A 15,158-nucleotide genomic window follows, 5' to 3' on the forward strand; every position below is an offset into this window, starting at 1 on the left:
TCATGAGCTTTCAATGGGTGAAAGTGGAGAAGGTGACGGCACGGAAGCCGGAGGTTTTGCGGATTGCGTCCAAGCTGAATTTGCACCTGGACCACGCCTTCGGGCTGTGTGTTCGGTTCTGGATTTGGTGCGACGACAACCTAGAAACCGGTAGCGCAATTGGTGTAACACCTGTAGCGCTCGATGCGCTTCTGAATTGCGACGGATTTGCACAAACGCTCATCGAAGTTGGTTGGCTTCGGGTCCGCAATGGCTCGCTCGAAGTCCCTAATTACGATCGGCACCTGTCGGAGAACGCTAAAAAACGTGCTCATTCACAGGAAAGAATGCAAGTTTATCGAAAAAAGGCGTCGCAAAAATGTAGCGCAAAAAGTGTAACAACAGCGTCACCAGAGATAGAGATAGAGATAGATAGAAGAAAAGAAGAAAAAGAGGAGGTCTATCGATCCGAAGAAACAGAACTTTTGACCATCTGGAACGACCGGATGCGGCGAAAGGATCGGCTTACCGACAAGCGACGAAAGGCGTTCCGAGCCAGGCTGGAAGACCGATGGTGGTTGGACAACTGGCGGGAGTCAATCGAACGCGCTGTCGAGATGCCGTTCCTCAACGGTGACAACGATCGGGGTTGGCGTGCTGACCTGGATTGGTTTTTGAAACCAGACTCGGTGACGAAGATCATGGAGGGCAAGTACGAAAGCAAAACTCCGGTTGGAGTAGTCTATGACCCACTAGCCGAATACGAGGATCTCGATGCTTAGCATACCTGAGACTCGCGATACCGAGACCACACGCGCTGAGCGTGCACTGGTCGGGTTGATGATTATTCATCCGTCGATAATCGATCGATGCGAAATAGAACTCCACGACTACCGATGCGTCGACAGCGATGCTAGCCAGATTTGGCCGGTGTTGTGCGAGTTGCGTCGTGGTAACTTCCCGATGGCAGATTTAACTTCGCTAGCCGTAGAAGTTCGCAAGCGTGGTATTGCACCGGCGTCGCTTGCTAGGGTCGCAAATGAAGCTGGGTTGCCGTCGAATGAGAACTTTTACATTCACACGTTGACGAAGCAACGACGGAAGCGAAGGCTGTTGAAACTAGCTGCGGATGCGTTAGAAAAACTCGACCGAGAAGACTGCGATGTGGATTCCGTTGCGGATTCGCTTAGCAGCGGACTTGCATCTATCCCGCAACTATCGAAGCGGAAGAGCCGAGCCGGTGACATCATGATGGATGTCTTGGCGTTGTCAGAAGAGACGCAGCAACCGGTTCGAAAAGTGTTTAGCGGAATATCCACGCTCGATTTAAAGATGGGTGGATTTCGCGATGGTCAATTAATCGTTTTGGCTGCACGACCTAGCGTTGGCAAATCCGCATTGGCTGCACAGATGGCAATCAATGCAGCAAAGGACGGTGCGAAAACTCTGTTCATATCGCTGGAGATGTCTGCACAGGAAACCGTAGCGAGAGCGATGGCGTTCGAGACGGGAATCAACATGCAGCATATTCTCGATGGGACTTTGCAAATCGGAGACGTAAATCGCTTGAAAGGATTAGCGACTGCGTATCAAAACGAAATTCCTCTGTATGTGGAGGACCGTTCGAACCTGACAATGCACAGGCTAGAGATGCTTGTTAAGCAATACTCCGCGAAGCAGAGACTAGGTTTTGTCGTGGTTGACTATATCGGTTTGGTGTCCAGCGATGACTCTCGCAAGTCTGCGTGGGAGGTGACTGAGAAGGTCAGCAAAGGATTAAAGCAACTAGCAAAATCCGAGAAGGTTCCGATACTTGCGTTGTCTCAATTGAACCGTGACTCCGAAAAGGAAAAGCAGATTGCAATACCGACGCTTGCACAATTACGCAACAGCGGTTCAGTCGAGCAAGATGCGGACGCTGTTTTGTTGCTGCATCGAGAAAGCAGACAATCGAAGGACGCAACATTGATACTTGCGAAGGGTCGAAATTGCGGTACCGGTAAGCTGTCTCTCGAATACAACGGACCAAAGTATGAGTTTATCCCAGCGATGGTCGACAACGAGTTTTCAAAGGATTTCTAAATGGGAGTGCGTCATGCAAAAGTTGGTCCTAGAGTTGCCGATCGTATTGCCTACCTGGAACGCATTGCTGGCGATGAATCACTGGCGACGCGCAAAGGTCCGGCATTCAGTTCACGAGTTCGTATTACGATCGTTTCGTATCTCGCAAGATTGCGAGACGCAGACGGGACAAGCGGCAAAGCAGCAATTGACGGACTCGTACATGCCGGAGTCATTGCAGACGATTCTCCAAAGTACGTCGAAGAAGTCTGCTATCGGCAAGTCAAAGTCAAAACGAAAGCCGAGCAGAAAACGCAAATCATAATTGAGGCGGTCGATTAACAATCAGGAGGTGGTGTCATGGAAGTCTATTCGCAAATCGAACTCGCAAAACACTGCGATGTATCGAGGCAAACAATTCGCAGGTGGCAACAGTCTGAGAAGATCCCTGGACCGTTAATAAGCCACGCAGGAAGGCATCTTTGGACGAAGGAACAGGCGGACGAAATAAGAGATCTTTCCATCACTCTGATACGCAGCGTACCATCCGTTTCGGCAAGCGTGACGCAAGAGGACCAATCGCATAAGATTGATTCAACTCAAGCACAAGAGAGGGGGTGATCCGAATCTATGAACGGGTACTGACTCTCACACAAAGGAGCAAGCCATGCCGGTAAATACGTTTGCACTCCACAGCAACTTCAACGGAAATCAAGTTGCTGCAAGCGGTGCACTGATTGAAAACTTCCGTGAATGGTTTCGCGGATTGAACATTCCATTGCCGCCCAAGGCTGACCTGTTGAAACAAGTCGCTGAGGCATACGACGCTTACGTTGCACCGATCGACATCCCGGGTGTTCCAAATCTTGTGGAGCCTTGGTTGGATTCGGCACTCAAAGCAATTGTTCTTCAACAGGTCAGCCGAATCTATGACAACTTCGCAGCAAACTAACGTCTGGGATTTCGCTACCAGGACGGGCCAGACGATCGCCCTTGCGACGGTCGTCTGTGTCCTGGGCTGGTTGTATCTCGGAAAGCCTTCCACGGATGACGGAAAGCAAGACGACAAGCCAGTCGTTCTTGAGCCAATCTCAAAGATCCTCGCGAAGTGCTACGAGGCTGATCGAGTATCGAAGATTGCGATACTCAAAGGCATCACTGCCAACACTTTTGCAGACGATCAAGCGAAGCTGGAATGGATCAACAGAGAAAGCGAAACGAAGCGAATTGCTGACTTTCAGGCATATGTTGATCGTTTATCCGAAGCGATCGACACTGGCAAAACGGAAGAACTCGCAAAAGCACTGGAGGCTGGCAAGTGAGCGACTTTAGCGGCTACCCAATTGAACAAGAGGACCGTGCGTTCCTTTCGTCGCTTCCAAATGCAGAAGGAAACGTTCCACTGTTTGGATCATACGAAGAGCAGCGTTTAGACCCTCGCGAATTGATCCCTGTTGAGAACCAAGGCTCTGTTGGGTCGTGTCAAGGACACGCATTATCGAGCTGTATGGAATGGTGTTACGTCATTGCGACCAACGGCCAACGGCAACAGCTCTCGCGTGCGATGGGTTATTACGAGACGCAACGCATTGATGGCATCAACGGAGACCGTGGAAGCACCATTAGCGGCGGCGTAAAGTTGGCGAAGAACGTCGGGCTCTGTGAAGAGCCATTGTGGCCATACACCGGACGCTACCAGCCAACTAGACCGGGCAATTGGCAAGCGATTACAGAGAACGCAGCCAAGTACAAGATCGGGCGCGCGGTGCAGATTCGGACCTACGACGACTTTCGCGCCTTCTCTGGTTCCCTGCAAGGCGGAATCCACATAGGTATTGCCTGGGGTAACTCGATGAGTAAAGCTGTTGTGGAATCCTTCTCTCCTGGAATGGGTGGGCACGCGATAGCTGGGTTGTGCTTGTCGGATCGAGTGGACTCACAAGGGAGGCCTTATGCGTGGATTATGAATTCATGGGGTCAGAACGTTGGCTCGCGTGAGCATCCAGGGTGGCATGAATGGAGTCCGAACGCTATCAGCCAAATGCTTCGTCATCAATGGACGGAAATGATTGGCATCTCCGACATGCCCGCCGCGAAACCTCGCAAGTTTTCAATTGAGGACTGGAAGTCGAAACTGAGGGTTTAACTATGTTCCATCGATCAATGATGTTTGGAATCTATGCGGTCGTGGCGGCTGTTGTGCTTGGATGTCCAGCACCTAAGCCGATCGTGTTAAAGCCAATTCCTGCAGTGGAGGCGGCGATGATTGCGAAGCCAATGCAGTCGGAATCGATCCAGGAAGTGAAAGCCGTGGAGCCCACAATAATCGTGCACTCCGCATCGTTTGACTGTCCTGCATGCGACCGGTGGGTTCGAGTCGAATTACCAGTGTGGAAAACGATCGGGTGGAAAATCCCTGATCCGTTGAAGGATGCGATCGCAGGAAAACGTTATCCGTGGTTCGAGCTCATAGATGGAGACGGTCTCCGCTTCGAAGTCAACACGTATCTGACTAAGAACTCGTATGAAGAAGCCCGGAAGAAAGCACTGGGAAGTAAGTGAGGTCTGAGTGCATGGAATCACCACAGAGGAAATCATTTTCCACTCGCTTGTCTGGGGCATCGGCTTTGCGGCGTCGTTGGGTAGGAGCAGCCGTAAGCGCGGCCGTGTCTCTATCTGGGACGTCGTTAATACTGGTTGCACAAGCGGGTTTATCGCTTTCGGGATTGTTACTCTTTTTTTCGGTAGTGCTACTCGTAGTGGCTCCTTTAATTGGCCTGCACTTGGTCTGGCGGCATTGGTAGGCGCTGTTGGAGAAGAGAGAGACAAGTTTGGGAAGATGGCTTTGACTCGCGCATGGGAAGCTGGCCGAGTCTTCTTCTCGCAGTCAAGCCAGGCGAAGAGCGAAGACGACGGGAGAAAAGGCCAATGACAGACCGCAAAGTCCACGCACAGAAAAAGCCGCTGACAGATGCGGATCTGCAAGCCGCACTTGCAGAATACTCGACAACTTCACAGATTGTTGCTGCATTTGCTCCCATCGTTCACAGCCATCCGATTTCCGATGTTACGAATCTTCAAACGGCACTAGACGGGAAGCAACCGAGCGACGCCGACCTATCAGCGATTGCTGCATTGTCGGGTACAGGCTTCGCGCAGCGTACTGGCTCAAATTCCTGGGCTTTGATTACGACCGTTCCACAAACGAACTTGAACAACACATTCTCTCAGCCTCAGACTGTCCAGAAGTCGCTATCAGTAATATCTGAAGGCTCCAACTTTCAGGGCATCCGAGTGTCGGATGCAACGGCTACGCTTGGGAAAATTGGCCAAGTCATCATGGGATACCCAGGCTACTACGACAATGATCTATTGATTCTGTATGATGGCCAACCCGCAATGTCTTGCAATTCCGGCGCTGTGGTGGCATACAAGAATCTTCGTGTGCAGTCGTCCGGCACATCATCGACCATCGACATGGGGAATAACGCGAACAATGCTCTCGTTTTTAGTACTACCGGGGCGCCAGGTCTCCGTATTAGTGCTTTGACGCAACTTGCCTTCGCGATCAATTTCTCGAATCAGATCACGCTAACCGCATCCGCATTTACGATCACCCCAGCGACCACCGTAAATGGAACATTGGCATGCGGAGCAACATTCTCCGTAGGGACTTACACCGTGGCAACGCTCCCAAACGCCTCCTCTAACGCAGGAAGAGAAGCACAGGTTACTGATAGCAGCGTTACTACGTACAGAAGCAACGTTGCAGGCGGCGGAACTTCTCGGGTGAAGGTATTCTCAAACGGGCTGAATTGGTTGGTTAACTAATGACTACAACACCATACGAATTATTGGCACGATTTAATGCAGATGGAACCATCGCGGGCGTTCATGTTCGCCACCTGCTGACAGTCGGAGAGAAAGCGATTGAGCTTGATCCCGTACCTCTATCCGACACTTCCGATCCTGCCTTCACACAGTTCGCAGAAGCGTTTGCAGCGGCGGCGGTCGCAGAGAGGGACGCATTGCAGGCACAACTCGCGACAGCACAAGCTCGCATTGCAGAGCTAGAGGAAGCATTGCCGTGGAATCCCAGGATCATGGAAGCCAAAGCGTTTGTCGCTCGCATCACAGCGAGTGAGATGCTTACACTGGCTGGCTCGCAAGACGAAACCGTCCAGGGGATAGTCGGTATGCTCACGCAGTGGGTAGCAAATGATTGGCCGATCATTCTGGATTCGCCGGAGATGCAGCAAGCAATCGGCTACTTAGGGCAAGCAGGGATTGTGACATCGGATAGAGTCGCGGAGTTGCTGCGCGATTGCGTGCGGTCTGAAGCTCACGTTGCGGACGGGCAATAGCGGATTGTTCATCCTCACTTGATTTTTGACAGCCTGTCACAGACAAGACGATGCACCGAACACGTCCGCAATTGACTCGCACCCCTCTTTTGTGGGTGCTGGAATCTTTTTCTAAAAAGTGTGCGCATAGTTCTTTACTCTTGCCGATAGTGTGTGTATAATTACAGCATCACCGCAACGGACACCAACCAGGAGACGGCAAAATGATTACTGAAGTGCACAGCGTTACAGCGGAGTATCTTGGACAAGTTGATTTGGGTGCACCGTGCTTTGCGGTCAAAATTGTCGACATCAAGCCAAACGCAACTGTACACAACAAAGTTCTTTTTCGGTCGCGAGTTGCTGGTTCTTTCCAAATCGGGAAGAATTACGAGGTAGAGGCCGTCATAAGCCAAGAGTCGAAGGAAAGTCCAAGGATTTACGAAGTGTTGAAGGTTGCGTAGTGACGAACGAGAGAAAGAACATAACCCAACCACCAGATTGGTGGAGGGTTTTTGAAGAGGAAGCACAAAAGGCAGGTGTAAGCCTATCCGAATGGATTGGCGAGGCGTGCGTGGAGAGGCTTCCGTGGAAGATTCGAAAGAAGCTGAGCGAGCGTCCGCCAGCTAATAGACCGAAGAAATCAGAATAGCGGATGGTTTAGCCGCAAGGGGAGGGGTGATGATGGCTTTTGGTATGCGAGAAGAAGACGGGAAAACGATAGTGCAGGTCAAGGTGCCGGTTTGCGTGAACCTGCAATTGCTCGAAGAGGATGCCGAGCGAATGACGCAGGACGAGCTATGTGGATTGGTAGATGGTGTCATTGACCAGTACAGTTCGGAAAACAACATTATGGAGTCAAGGTTGCGCCCGCGTGGCTGGATGCAGGCTGTGACTGTCCGGTACGAAATAACGCGACATTGGGACGATCTTCCGGTCGACGAAATGGAGCTTATGAGCGTCGATGTCGGTCTTTTTGAAAAGACCGGATTGGAAGACGACGAATAAGACAGATGTTTTGATCAATGCGGGAAGAAAAGGGAAAAGAGGTTTTTATGCGATTAGCTAACGATCCGCCGAATAGCAGCCGGAAGGTTGTTTTGCGATTTGAAGATAATGGTGAGCAAGACTGCTTTGGTTTTTATTGTGCTGAAACAAATGCTTGGTACAAGACGGACACGAAAGATAGGTGTCATCCGTCGCATTGGTGCGAGGCTTCGTTTGCGATTTATCAGGTTGTTGAAGACACAGGACGAGTTGTCTTCGACGAATGCACAATGGAAGAAGCATTGCACTTTGCAGACGCGATCAAAAGACGATGCAAAACGCAAATTGTAGCGATGGTTTAGAAGTGCGGAGTAGCCAGCCGCTAGTGGAAATACCAAATGTGAGAGAGGGCAACGGTGAGCACGCAAGTGAGCCCCTTTTCAGCGACGAGACCGATAAGTTGCTGACGGAGCTGGGATCGGAACGCAGCGATCGCAGATGACGAAAAATGGTTATTGGGAGGCACGAAACAACCGACGATTCGGGGCCGCATTGCGATGTAAAGCAATGCGGTACAGGTCGAGGATGCCAAATGGTTTCGGAGGCGTGACAGGTCGGAGAGACGGCCAAACGGATCGGCGGCGTGAAAACTGGAGGCATCTGGTGATTAGCGTAGGGAGTCCTAGTTTGGCGGGGAGTTGATCGCTCCGTCGAATGAAGCAGGTTCGAATCCTGCCCGATCCACTGAGCACTAGCCATCCAAGTAGTGGAGCGACGAGACCGATGGCTTACATCGTCGCCGGGGCCATGACTGACAGCAGCGAACGGTGGATGCAAAGCATGGAGACCGTGACAGCCGGAGAGACGGCGCATTCGCGGGTGGTGGTAATTGGTAGCCACAAGGCTTAGCTATCCTCGTGCGGGTTCGACTCCCGCCCCGCGATCTTACAAGCAAGTCCAGTCCGGGGGGATTTCGGACACCCAGCTCTGTGTTTTAAGACCGCGCAGAGCTGGGCTTTGGAACAAAGGAGACCGCAATGGAAGATAAGGAACTAATCGCCAGAGCTATTCAGGGCTGCGTAGTCGGTAACGGCTCTAAGCAAATTGAGTTGCTAATTGGAGAGTTGGCAAGGATTTGCAGCGAGGTCAAGTATGTACGCAGTCAGTCTTTTTGGCCCCACATGGGCGAGTTCTCGCGTGGATACCAAACTGCGTGCGATGAGATCCTGGAAAGAATGAAGCCGTTTGCAAAAGTCGAAGCTGGCAAGCTGACGCTTGAACATTTGGCGAAAAGGCTCTCAGACGTTGAGCGTTGGATTGAGAGACGCGAAGATTACGAGTCAGAGCAGCGAGAACAGTAGTCAGGTATTTCTTGACTACTCGAATAACAAACCAGTGCACCGTCAAGTGCCGATTTAGCAGCCGCAGGGATTCGAAACATGTCCGCAAATACCGAAGAAAAAGTACACGTCGAATGCGAAAAGAAAACTGTGCTGGAAGTACGAGTTCGACGCCCGCTAGGTGTTGCTAGGGTGGTACTGGACGGATTGATGCCTACCAGGGAGGGAGAGTCTGGAGGTCGCGTCTTTGTGGATAGTGAATACGGCGACTGGTCTTACGCTTGGTACTCCATCGGTAAGCAATCTCTTGCCAAGTTCTTAGCTACTTGCGACTACGACTACATAGGTCGCAAGTTTCTTGGTGGGAAGTTCTATGTCCGAGACGACGAAGGAACAGTGAGCGAACTTCGCAAAGTTGTCTTACAGATGCGGCGGCAAGGCGATCTGTCAAAAGACAAGTCGCGGCATGAATGGGAGTTGATCGAGCAACTCGAAGATGGGTACATCGACTGGCGTGGATACGTTGACGAAAGCAATTTGTGTGAGGCGTGGGAGTACGGAGTAACAAAACCAGATCCGCAATTCATGGCGTTTTGGAATCAGCTTTGGGTTCCGCATATTGTTCCGGCTTTGCTGGACATAGATGCCAAATAGCAAGTCATTGCGGCACATTCAGAATTTTGGAAGTGATGGAGGGAAAGTACACATGAAGATGTTGTCGAGCATTAAAAATCCTCGCAAATTGAAGAAGCGATGGAAAAAATTAGTAACAAAAAGCTGCTTAAATAATCTTGGGGAGCAACGTCAGCAATTTATGAGTTGGCGTCTTCGTTGGAATCCACCGAGTGGTTGGATCGTGTCAGTCGTGGCGAATCGACGACAATTCGATAGGATGCAAAAACGTTTGGTTAGTGCGGCCTAGATATACGCAAGGGGAACGAGATGAAAAAAGTAGAGCATTGGGGGTGCGATGTTCGCATCAACGGCAAGCACGTTTTGACGATCGAATCCAATTGTGTGTATGGGCGATTTCTTACCGATGCAGATGAAGAGACGATCAGGGAGATAGCCGAGAACCTTTTGGCTTTCGTCGGTAAAAAGAAAACAAGTGCGGCACAGTCCGCAGAGGGGGAGTGATGAGCGCGAACGCTGCACAGCTAATTAATGCAATCGTGAACGCAATAGATCTGCACGCAAAAGCAAATAAGAGTCGATTGGACAATTGCTGGAGCGGCGAATCTGACGACGCAGAACGGAATTTCTGCGAAGGTTACGATCAAGCTATGGATGACGTGATGGAGGAAATCCAAAGACTTACAACAGCGGCCCCAACCACCGCATCGGAGGAATGATGGATGCCGTGTTGCATAACATCACGCTCAAGTCAGCTAACTTTCGCATTCCTGATGGTGAATACGAAGGTATATGGGGAGGTTATGGAGTTGAGTTCAGGACTGATGTAGGGATTTTTGCAGCGCGATGCAACATGGGAGTCAGAGGAAACGCTGTCCCCTGTGTCGTGTCGGTGATTGACGGAAAGTTTTCAGTAAGAGTCAAAAAAGAATAGCGGTCTTGAACGCCGCTTCGAATAACCACGTGCACCGAAGTGTGCCGCAATGGAAGAGAGTTGGTAATGAAGATTGCGAGTAAGAAAGCCGAAGTTTCGCTCCTTCTCTACTTTGAGACTAGGTCTGTGGACCACTCAGGAAGAGTCGATTCCAGGTATATGAATGAATCTGATGTCGAGATCGCGAAAAAGTGGAACGAAATCGGTTTCGTTCGTTTTGGTCGAATCGCAAGCGAGGACTGCAACGCGAATGGATCAAACTGGGTTGAATTGAGCGACGATGCGTGGAGCGAAGTCAGCGTACTTCGAAGGGAAAGAGCTAAACGCAATTGGAAGACACGACGGTTTAGATCAACGGAAGAGAAGCGACAGTTGTCGAACTAATCAGTGCGGCCTGAGTATCGGCAAGGGAGAGAACAATGAGAGATGACAATGCGGCGAAGATCGTAGAGCAACTCGACAAGTGCCAGCCGTGCACTGATGACACTCTCTACCTTCCGGTTGAGTGCGTCGGTGAGATTATTCGGCTTGCTTTGTCGATGCGATCCAGGATCGACGAGCTTGAATCAACTCGCGAAATGGAACAGATAAAGCCGCGTCGCGGAAGAGTGACAGAAGATGGACTGTTGCTGTTGAACGAAGACAAAGACTAGCGGCTGTTAAGACGGCAAGTAATGTTGCTAACAATTTTAGGAGATGGTTATGGATTTCTTGGATTGGTTGATTCTTGGGAAAGGCTCTTGGATTGCCTATCCTCTTGCCGTGTTGTTTGTGATTGGATTGTGGATGGGTTCGTCAGCAATGGAAGCGAAAGCGTTCAATCGAGTGACAGGAAAGAATGTAACGATGTGGGATGCGATGTTCATTCAGTTGCGTGTTCAGGATGAAGTAGCGAAATAGCGAGTAGCGAGACGGCAAGGGGAATTTTGCAATCGGGTGATTTATGCGAGAGTGGACGGAAACAATGCGAGAACCGCCAGACAAAATTGAGGGCGGTTACGTTTACCGAGGCATGATTGATCGAGGAACGAAATACAAAGACGCCGCAACTGGTGAGATCAAAGATTTCACGGGCGAAGACGGCAGGAAGTACATCGGATTATTGAACGGTCGTGGCGAACCGTTGCAGTTAGGAGAACCTTTGCACATTTTGTGGTTTGAAGTTCGGAAAGCAGATGAGCGAGACTTGTCTAAGTAATCGAACACTAGCGGATGTGAGATCCGCAATGGAGAAAGCATGAAAGTTGATGTCGACGTATTGGACTTTGTGCGTTGCGAGCTTGCGCAAGGTAGCTGTCCAAAGTGCCACGCTGTACACGATCCGGTTTTGATGCAACGAAGCTGGATGATTCCCGGTGAGCCTCGCGTGTTCGGGATCAAGTGCCCAACGTGCGGATTCCACGTCACAAACGAAGAGATTGCCAGGATAGAGCAAATGATAGCGCCCTTGGTCGCCAATGCTGTCAAGTCATTTGAAGAATGGAGAGCATTTAATGAGTGAGCCTATCAGCATTAGCGGCGTCAACAAAAAGGTAGGACGATGAGCCATACACCACGAATCGAAACCAGAGTCGTCGAAGAGTTCGATCTTTACTGGGTATACAGTTCTGTGAATGGTTGGTGTACTCAATGGCCTGTTCAATCGCCCACAAAAGAGGATGGTGAAGTTCTCGCGGCACAACTTCGAAACCTCATTAGGTCCGTCTATCGTCAAGCCTACAACGACGGCATCGCCGCTTGCCAGGAACAAATCAAGAATGCACTGGGGGTAAAATGAGTTGCAAAAAAAACGCAGCAAGCAATCCGCCTCTCTATCGAGGCTTTGCGTTCGTGGATTCGAGCGGTATCGATTTGAATTCGATCGCAAAAACGGAAGATGAGGTTAAGTGGAACATGCTCGAATCAAGCATGGGTTGGAGATTCGGGCATCCAGATCGGTATTGCAGGGACACAGAATGGGAAAGGCTGTTGACGTATGGAAAGGTTGTCTCGGTAACGGTGAGCGTAAATGAGTAGCTTCAACTGCGAACACTGCGGTGCACCATGCTTAGACTCGCCAGCGGGCTATACCACTGGCTGCGAGCATTACCCGCCAGACGTGCCGAAGATACCCGACATTGTTCGGCAATGCCTCGTTGAGTGGATGGTGCAAACGGTCCAAGAGATTAGCGAAGATGGTTGGGCTGCTGGATGGTACAGCGGAATCGAGCATTTGGCTTGGGATGCTATGCAGGGAAAAGAGATCGATGGTTTGCAGTGGTGCAGCACAAAGCGAGCGTTACGCAAACTAAAGGCAGTATCGGACTATCTAGGTGTGTGGGTGCATTGGGATAAGGAAGTTGGCGAGCCGAGAGCGATTCCGGTTTGGGTGTGGGTCAAGATCCACGAAGCAAAGGGAGGGCGGATCGATGACTGAGCAAGTGCCGAAGATCAAGCCGCTAGTGTGGGCGGATCACGGAAACGCACTGAATTCCGTACATAATGCCAAAACACCATTTGGGCTTATCAACCTGCATGGGTATGGGGACGGAGCGTTTTTGTTAATCGACCCTTTCGATTGCGACACTACTGACTTCAAGTCAGTTTCCGAAGCCAAGGCGTGGTGCCAGTCCGAATACGAAAGGCGGGTGCGAGAATGTCTGGAGTGAAGATCAAGCCATTGGCATGGGTCAAAGGAAACCCAAACATAAGCGAATGGACAGCGGAAACGCCACTCGGCAAGTTTCGCGTCATAAAGCGATACCAAGACAAGTCTGCCATAGTGTACATGGCACCTTTCGACTGTGGCGTTTGCCCCGATTTTTTAGACATAGAGGACGCCAAGGCATGGTGCCAAGCGGAGTACGAAAGGCGGGTCAGGGAGTGCTTGGAATGAGTGCCCACACAACATGGACATCAGTACACCCTCCTAAACTCGTGTTTCTGGTTCAATGGGATCACATCGAGGGCGAGTACAATGGAAAGCCAGACGTTCGCCGGATGCAAGTATTCTGCGACGAAGCCAATCTGGACGCAGAGGTAAAGCACCTTGATCGACGGAAGGTCAAATACACGGTGACCAAGTATCTGGCAGAGAGACAGGAACAAGTGCAGAAATGAAAAACATAGGATCAATTCCAGGCAACAACTGGAACAACCTAGACCCAGAACAGGAGTTGGCGGCAATGCGAGGACAACCACAAGGGACCGAAGCGAGAGTCTGCGAGGACATTGCAGAGCGCCAAGCGTTGGGGATTGCGAAGTACGGCAAGACCGTCGCAGAGAATCCGCTAGAGCTGCGAGAGTGGCTCCAGCACGCCTACGAGGAATGCCTTGATCAAGCCGTTTACTTGAAGCGAGCTATCGAGCAGATTGATTACTTTAAGGCAATGATGAAATGAAAAAGACCGACGACGAAAGCAAATTATTCACGATACGCAAACGCTTGGAAATGTTGAGCCAACACATGACTATTGTTGCCAACGCGATGGTAGCAGAAATCGGCGACGACGAAGCGAAGCAGCACGCGGAAGAACTCGCTGGAGCTGCGAGTATGGTTTGGCAGTGGTCGGTAAAGTTACAGGAGAACGTGCAGAAATGAAAAGCGATTACACTGAATTGGTCAAAGCAAAAACACGCGAAATGCTCGCGAATTCAAAGCACGCTAGATGGGATGCTATATGTAACTACAGCATCAGAACCGCCCAACTCGCATCAGACATGCACAAACTTTTGCGTCATTGCGAACTAAACGGATTTGATCACGGAGCATCAGACGCTTTGGACTATATGGAAAGCCAATTGCGGCAATGTTTCGTCGAGACGTTTGGAATTGAACCGTTTGAACAAGTTCGGAGCAAATGAACGAAGAAACTAAAAAACGCATCATTGAAAAGCTGGAAGAGTGCGATTGCTTCGCTCCCCTAGATTGTGGCTACATTCACTTTTGGCCTGCGTCCGGTGGTGTCGCGATGAGTGCGGCAGTGTTGAGATTCATTGCGGACGAACTTGACCGACGAAACGCGGATTGGGATAAGCAGTTCCGCGTGCAATCCGAGGAAGAAGTGTTCGCGGAAATTACAGAGGACCAAATGTCGTCTGTTTTGAAATCATTGCGGACCAAATAACCGCTATTGATACATAACGTACCATCCATTTCCTAAACCATTGGTTGATGCAACCCAATCCCGTAGAATCGAAAAGGATTCATTCTACGCGAGGGAACCTTGGCAAAGACGATTGTCACAACTCACACTACCGGCGCTACTGTCTACGCCTTTCCAGGCTCGCAAGCGAACTTTGCGAACTGGGCATCTCTGCGCGTGCTTGCAACGGAAACAGTAGGTGAGTTTGAAGCCAGTGTTGACGATGACACTTATGGTCCTGTTTGGTACTTTTTCGAAGGGTCCACAGCGCCAACTTCTTTCGATGACCATATTGCATCAGTCAATTTGCAATGGGAAATCGATTTGCTTGAACTTCTGAGCAAGACCACTAACGGCGTTACTACATCGGCCGCTGTCGCAACGGATGGAACCATTGCCAAGATTATCATCGGTGATGATTACCTGTTAGCCAACGGCAGAGGGTTCGAATGGACAGTGGACGAGGTGACTGGATTCGTAGCAGGTAGCTGCACCTGCACATTCGGAGGTAAGTACAAAGACAATACTTGGCTTGTCACCGGCACCGTGGTCGACAACGAAGATGGTACGTGGACTCTTCGATTTAATCTTGAAGACACGGACACTGCGAACTTGGAGCCTGGGCAATATCGATGGAGCGTTGGAGTTCAATACAACGGCACAGTGATTACACGTGTTATGTCCGATTGCACGACGGCGCTAGTGGAGAAGCAGACGTGATAGCACAATCAAACAAGGGGGCACTCCCCCCCATAGT

The 15,158-nt window shown here is 50.5% G+C and carries 27 protein-coding genes, 1 tRNA gene and 1 pseudogene; 28 read left to right on the forward strand and 1 reads right to left on the reverse strand.

The annotated features are described in order from the left end of the window. Window positions 1–2 precede the first annotated feature (2 nt). The 23 genes and pseudogenes from VN12_RS01925 (at window position 3) to VN12_RS02030 (ending at window position 12,693) form a co-directional block, all read left to right on the forward strand. Complete coding sequence (locus VN12_RS01925) at window positions 3–761, forward strand: hypothetical protein (protein ID WP_146675248.1); 759 nt, start codon at window positions 3–5, stop codon at window positions 759–761. Further along, window positions 754–2,061: a replicative DNA helicase gene (locus VN12_RS01930; RefSeq protein WP_146675249.1), complete on the forward strand. Its 1,308-nt coding sequence runs from the start codon at window positions 754–756 to the stop codon at window positions 2,059–2,061. The genes VN12_RS01925 and VN12_RS01930 overlap by 8 nt, the downstream gene beginning before the upstream one ends. Beyond that, the gene (locus VN12_RS01935) at window positions 2,062–2,382 is read left to right on the forward strand and encodes a hypothetical protein (RefSeq protein WP_146675250.1); all 321 of its coding nucleotides are present in this window, start codon (window positions 2,062–2,064) and stop codon (window positions 2,380–2,382) included. A gap of 325 nt (window positions 2,383–2,707) precedes the next feature. Next, window positions 2,708–2,992 carry a hypothetical protein gene (locus VN12_RS01940; RefSeq protein ID WP_146675251.1) on the forward strand — a complete coding sequence of 95 codons (285 nt, stop codon included), beginning with the start codon at window positions 2,708–2,710 and terminating at the stop codon, window positions 2,990–2,992. After that, a complete protein-coding gene (locus VN12_RS01945; protein ID WP_146675252.1) occupies window positions 2,970–3,362 on the forward strand; it encodes a hypothetical protein in 393 nt (130 codons plus the stop codon). Before VN12_RS01940 ends, VN12_RS01945 begins: the two co-directional genes overlap by 23 nt. Then, window positions 3,359–4,186, forward strand: coding sequence for a C1 family peptidase (locus tag VN12_RS01950; protein WP_168164149.1), 828 nt, complete (start codon window positions 3,359–3,361; stop codon window positions 4,184–4,186). Before VN12_RS01945 ends, VN12_RS01950 begins: the two co-directional genes overlap by 4 nt. Before the next feature lie 2 nt (window positions 4,187–4,188). Beyond that, window positions 4,189–4,602, forward strand: a complete 414-nt coding sequence (locus VN12_RS01955) for a hypothetical protein (protein ID WP_146675254.1) — start codon at window positions 4,189–4,191, stop codon at window positions 4,600–4,602. A 366-nt stretch (window positions 4,603–4,968) separates the two neighbouring features. Continuing rightward, window positions 4,969–5,871 (forward strand): hypothetical protein, encoded by a 903-nt coding sequence (locus tag VN12_RS01960; protein ID WP_146675255.1) that lies wholly within the window; start codon window positions 4,969–4,971, stop codon window positions 5,869–5,871. Beyond that, window positions 5,871–6,404 carry a hypothetical protein gene (locus tag VN12_RS01965; RefSeq protein ID WP_146675256.1) on the forward strand — a complete coding sequence of 178 codons (534 nt, stop codon included), beginning with the start codon at window positions 5,871–5,873 and terminating at the stop codon, window positions 6,402–6,404. Before VN12_RS01960 ends, VN12_RS01965 begins: the two co-directional genes overlap by 1 nt. A 203-nt stretch (window positions 6,405–6,607) precedes the next feature. Continuing rightward, window positions 6,608–6,847, forward strand: coding sequence for a hypothetical protein (locus tag VN12_RS01970; protein WP_146675257.1), 240 nt, complete (start codon window positions 6,608–6,610; stop codon window positions 6,845–6,847). Window positions 6,848–7,064: 217 nt separating this feature from the next. After that, window positions 7,065–7,391 carry a hypothetical protein gene (locus VN12_RS01975; RefSeq protein WP_146675258.1) on the forward strand — a complete coding sequence of 109 codons (327 nt, stop codon included), beginning with the start codon at window positions 7,065–7,067 and terminating at the stop codon, window positions 7,389–7,391. 17 nt (window positions 7,392–7,408) lie between these two features. Further along, window positions 7,409–7,732 (forward strand): hypothetical protein, encoded by a 324-nt coding sequence (locus tag VN12_RS01980; protein ID WP_146675259.1) that lies wholly within the window; start codon window positions 7,409–7,411, stop codon window positions 7,730–7,732. A 314-nt stretch (window positions 7,733–8,046) separates the two neighbouring features. Beyond that, window positions 8,047–8,114: pseudogene (locus VN12_RS25605) on the forward strand. Between the two features lie 129 nt (window positions 8,115–8,243). Further along, window positions 8,244–8,314: transfer RNA gene (locus VN12_RS25610), tRNA-OTHER, on the forward strand. 93 nt (window positions 8,315–8,407) lie between these two features. Further along, on the forward strand, window positions 8,408–8,731 hold the full coding sequence (locus VN12_RS01990; protein WP_146675261.1) for a hypothetical protein: 324 nt from the start codon (window positions 8,408–8,410) through the stop codon (window positions 8,729–8,731). A gap of 78 nt (window positions 8,732–8,809) precedes the next feature. Further along, window positions 8,810–9,364, forward strand: a complete 555-nt coding sequence (locus VN12_RS01995; protein WP_146675262.1) for a hypothetical protein — start codon at window positions 8,810–8,812, stop codon at window positions 9,362–9,364. A 288-nt stretch (window positions 9,365–9,652) separates the two neighbouring features. Beyond that, window positions 9,653–9,847 (forward strand): hypothetical protein, encoded by a 195-nt coding sequence (locus tag VN12_RS02000; RefSeq protein WP_146675263.1) that lies wholly within the window; start codon window positions 9,653–9,655, stop codon window positions 9,845–9,847. Window positions 9,848–10,696: 849 nt separating this feature from the next. Beyond that, complete coding sequence (locus VN12_RS02005; protein ID WP_146675264.1) at window positions 10,697–10,930, forward strand: hypothetical protein; 234 nt, start codon at window positions 10,697–10,699, stop codon at window positions 10,928–10,930. Between the two features lie 49 nt (window positions 10,931–10,979). Beyond that, a complete protein-coding gene (locus tag VN12_RS02010) occupies window positions 10,980–11,177 on the forward strand; it encodes a hypothetical protein (protein WP_146675265.1) in 198 nt (65 codons plus the stop codon). Window positions 11,178–11,220: 43 nt separating this feature from the next. Further along, entirely contained in the window at window positions 11,221–11,475 is a 255-nt protein-coding gene (locus VN12_RS02015) for a hypothetical protein (protein WP_146675266.1), read from the forward strand. A 342-nt stretch (window positions 11,476–11,817) separates the two neighbouring features. Next, window positions 11,818–12,054, forward strand: coding sequence for a hypothetical protein (locus tag VN12_RS02020; protein ID WP_146675267.1), 237 nt, complete (start codon window positions 11,818–11,820; stop codon window positions 12,052–12,054). Further along, complete coding sequence (locus VN12_RS02025; RefSeq protein WP_146675268.1) at window positions 12,051–12,293, forward strand: hypothetical protein; 243 nt, start codon at window positions 12,051–12,053, stop codon at window positions 12,291–12,293. The genes VN12_RS02020 and VN12_RS02025 overlap by 4 nt, the downstream gene beginning before the upstream one ends. After that, window positions 12,286–12,693: a hypothetical protein gene (locus VN12_RS02030; protein ID WP_146675269.1), complete on the forward strand. Its 408-nt coding sequence runs from the start codon at window positions 12,286–12,288 to the stop codon at window positions 12,691–12,693. Before VN12_RS02025 ends, VN12_RS02030 begins: the two co-directional genes overlap by 8 nt. Before the next feature lie 158 nt (window positions 12,694–12,851). Here the strand turns inward: VN12_RS02030 and VN12_RS02035 are convergent, their stop codons facing one another. Continuing rightward, window positions 12,852–13,088, reverse strand: coding sequence for a hypothetical protein (locus tag VN12_RS02035; protein WP_146675270.1), 237 nt, complete (start codon window positions 13,086–13,088; stop codon window positions 12,852–12,854). 60 nt (window positions 13,089–13,148) lie between these two features. Here VN12_RS02035 and VN12_RS02040 point away from each other — a divergent pair, with 60 nt between their 5' ends. The 5 genes from VN12_RS02040 (at window position 13,149) to VN12_RS02060 (ending at window position 15,121) form a co-directional block, all read left to right on the forward strand. Beyond that, window positions 13,149–13,376 (forward strand): hypothetical protein, encoded by a 228-nt coding sequence (locus tag VN12_RS02040; RefSeq protein ID WP_146675271.1) that lies wholly within the window; start codon window positions 13,149–13,151, stop codon window positions 13,374–13,376. Further along, window positions 13,373–13,657, forward strand: coding sequence for a hypothetical protein (locus VN12_RS02045; RefSeq protein ID WP_205855166.1), 285 nt, complete (start codon window positions 13,373–13,375; stop codon window positions 13,655–13,657). Before VN12_RS02040 ends, VN12_RS02045 begins: the two co-directional genes overlap by 4 nt. Next, window positions 13,654–13,857: a hypothetical protein gene (locus tag VN12_RS02050; protein WP_146675272.1), complete on the forward strand. Its 204-nt coding sequence runs from the start codon at window positions 13,654–13,656 to the stop codon at window positions 13,855–13,857. Before VN12_RS02045 ends, VN12_RS02050 begins: the two co-directional genes overlap by 4 nt. Window positions 13,858–14,116: 259 nt before the next feature. Then, window positions 14,117–14,383 carry a hypothetical protein gene (locus VN12_RS02055; RefSeq protein ID WP_146675273.1) on the forward strand — a complete coding sequence of 89 codons (267 nt, stop codon included), beginning with the start codon at window positions 14,117–14,119 and terminating at the stop codon, window positions 14,381–14,383. Between the two features lie 99 nt (window positions 14,384–14,482). Then, complete coding sequence (locus VN12_RS02060) at window positions 14,483–15,121, forward strand: hypothetical protein (protein WP_146675274.1); 639 nt, start codon at window positions 14,483–14,485, stop codon at window positions 15,119–15,121. The last annotated feature ends 37 nt before the right edge of the window (window positions 15,122–15,158 follow it).

Source organism: Pirellula sp. SH-Sr6A (assembly GCF_001610875.1).
Taxonomy (GTDB): Bacteria; Planctomycetota; Planctomycetia; order Pirellulales; family Pirellulaceae; genus JBKCUI01.

What these genes read in the sequence shown, in the direction of transcription:
- VN12_RS01935 (WP_146675250.1), top strand. Translation starts at nt 2,062, where the DNA reads ATGGGAGTGCGTCATGCAAAAGTTGGTCCTAGAGTTGCCGATCGTATT.
- VN12_RS02040 (WP_146675271.1), top strand. Translation starts at nt 13,149, where the DNA reads ATGAGTGCCCACACAACATGGACATCAGTACACCCTCCTAAACTCGTG.
- VN12_RS02010 (WP_146675265.1), top strand. Translation starts at nt 10,980, where the DNA reads ATGGATTTCTTGGATTGGTTGATTCTTGGGAAAGGCTCTTGGATTGCC.
- VN12_RS02045 (WP_205855166.1), top strand. Translation starts at nt 13,373, where the DNA reads ATGAAAAACATAGGATCAATTCCAGGCAACAACTGGAACAACCTAGAC.
- VN12_RS01930 (WP_146675249.1), top strand. Translation starts at nt 754, where the DNA reads ATGCTTAGCATACCTGAGACTCGCGATACCGAGACCACACGCGCTGAG.
- VN12_RS02000 (WP_146675263.1), top strand. Translation starts at nt 9,653, where the DNA reads ATGAAAAAAGTAGAGCATTGGGGGTGCGATGTTCGCATCAACGGCAAG.
- VN12_RS01960 (WP_146675255.1), top strand. Translation starts at nt 4,969, where the DNA reads ATGACAGACCGCAAAGTCCACGCACAGAAAAAGCCGCTGACAGATGCG.
- VN12_RS01980 (WP_146675259.1), top strand. Translation starts at nt 7,409, where the DNA reads ATGCGGGAAGAAAAGGGAAAAGAGGTTTTTATGCGATTAGCTAACGAT.
- VN12_RS02005 (WP_146675264.1), top strand. Translation starts at nt 10,697, where the DNA reads ATGAGAGATGACAATGCGGCGAAGATCGTAGAGCAACTCGACAAGTGC.
- VN12_RS02050 (WP_146675272.1), top strand. Translation starts at nt 13,654, where the DNA reads ATGAAAAAGACCGACGACGAAAGCAAATTATTCACGATACGCAAACGC.
- VN12_RS02015 (WP_146675266.1), top strand. Translation starts at nt 11,221, where the DNA reads ATGCGAGAGTGGACGGAAACAATGCGAGAACCGCCAGACAAAATTGAG.
- VN12_RS02035 (WP_146675270.1), bottom strand. Translation starts at nt 13,088, where the DNA reads ATGTCTAAAAAATCGGGGCAAACGCCACAGTCGAAAGGTGCCATGTAC.
- VN12_RS01925 (WP_146675248.1), top strand. Translation starts at nt 3, where the DNA reads ATGAGCTTTCAATGGGTGAAAGTGGAGAAGGTGACGGCACGGAAGCCG.
- VN12_RS01955 (WP_146675254.1), top strand. Translation starts at nt 4,189, where the DNA reads ATGTTCCATCGATCAATGATGTTTGGAATCTATGCGGTCGTGGCGGCT.
- VN12_RS01965 (WP_146675256.1), top strand. Translation starts at nt 5,871, where the DNA reads ATGACTACAACACCATACGAATTATTGGCACGATTTAATGCAGATGGA.
- VN12_RS02025 (WP_146675268.1), top strand. Translation starts at nt 12,051, where the DNA reads ATGAGTTGCAAAAAAAACGCAGCAAGCAATCCGCCTCTCTATCGAGGC.
- VN12_RS01995 (WP_146675262.1), top strand. Translation starts at nt 8,810, where the DNA reads ATGTCCGCAAATACCGAAGAAAAAGTACACGTCGAATGCGAAAAGAAA.
- VN12_RS02030 (WP_146675269.1), top strand. Translation starts at nt 12,286, where the DNA reads ATGAGTAGCTTCAACTGCGAACACTGCGGTGCACCATGCTTAGACTCG.
- VN12_RS01940 (WP_146675251.1), top strand. Translation starts at nt 2,708, where the DNA reads ATGCCGGTAAATACGTTTGCACTCCACAGCAACTTCAACGGAAATCAA.
- VN12_RS01945 (WP_146675252.1), top strand. Translation starts at nt 2,970, where the DNA reads ATGACAACTTCGCAGCAAACTAACGTCTGGGATTTCGCTACCAGGACG.
- VN12_RS02055 (WP_146675273.1), top strand. Translation starts at nt 14,117, where the DNA reads ATGAACGAAGAAACTAAAAAACGCATCATTGAAAAGCTGGAAGAGTGC.
- VN12_RS01990 (WP_146675261.1), top strand. Translation starts at nt 8,408, where the DNA reads ATGGAAGATAAGGAACTAATCGCCAGAGCTATTCAGGGCTGCGTAGTC.
- VN12_RS02020 (WP_146675267.1), top strand. Translation starts at nt 11,818, where the DNA reads ATGAGCCATACACCACGAATCGAAACCAGAGTCGTCGAAGAGTTCGAT.
- VN12_RS01970 (WP_146675257.1), top strand. Translation starts at nt 6,608, where the DNA reads ATGATTACTGAAGTGCACAGCGTTACAGCGGAGTATCTTGGACAAGTT.
- VN12_RS01975 (WP_146675258.1), top strand. Translation starts at nt 7,065, where the DNA reads ATGATGGCTTTTGGTATGCGAGAAGAAGACGGGAAAACGATAGTGCAG.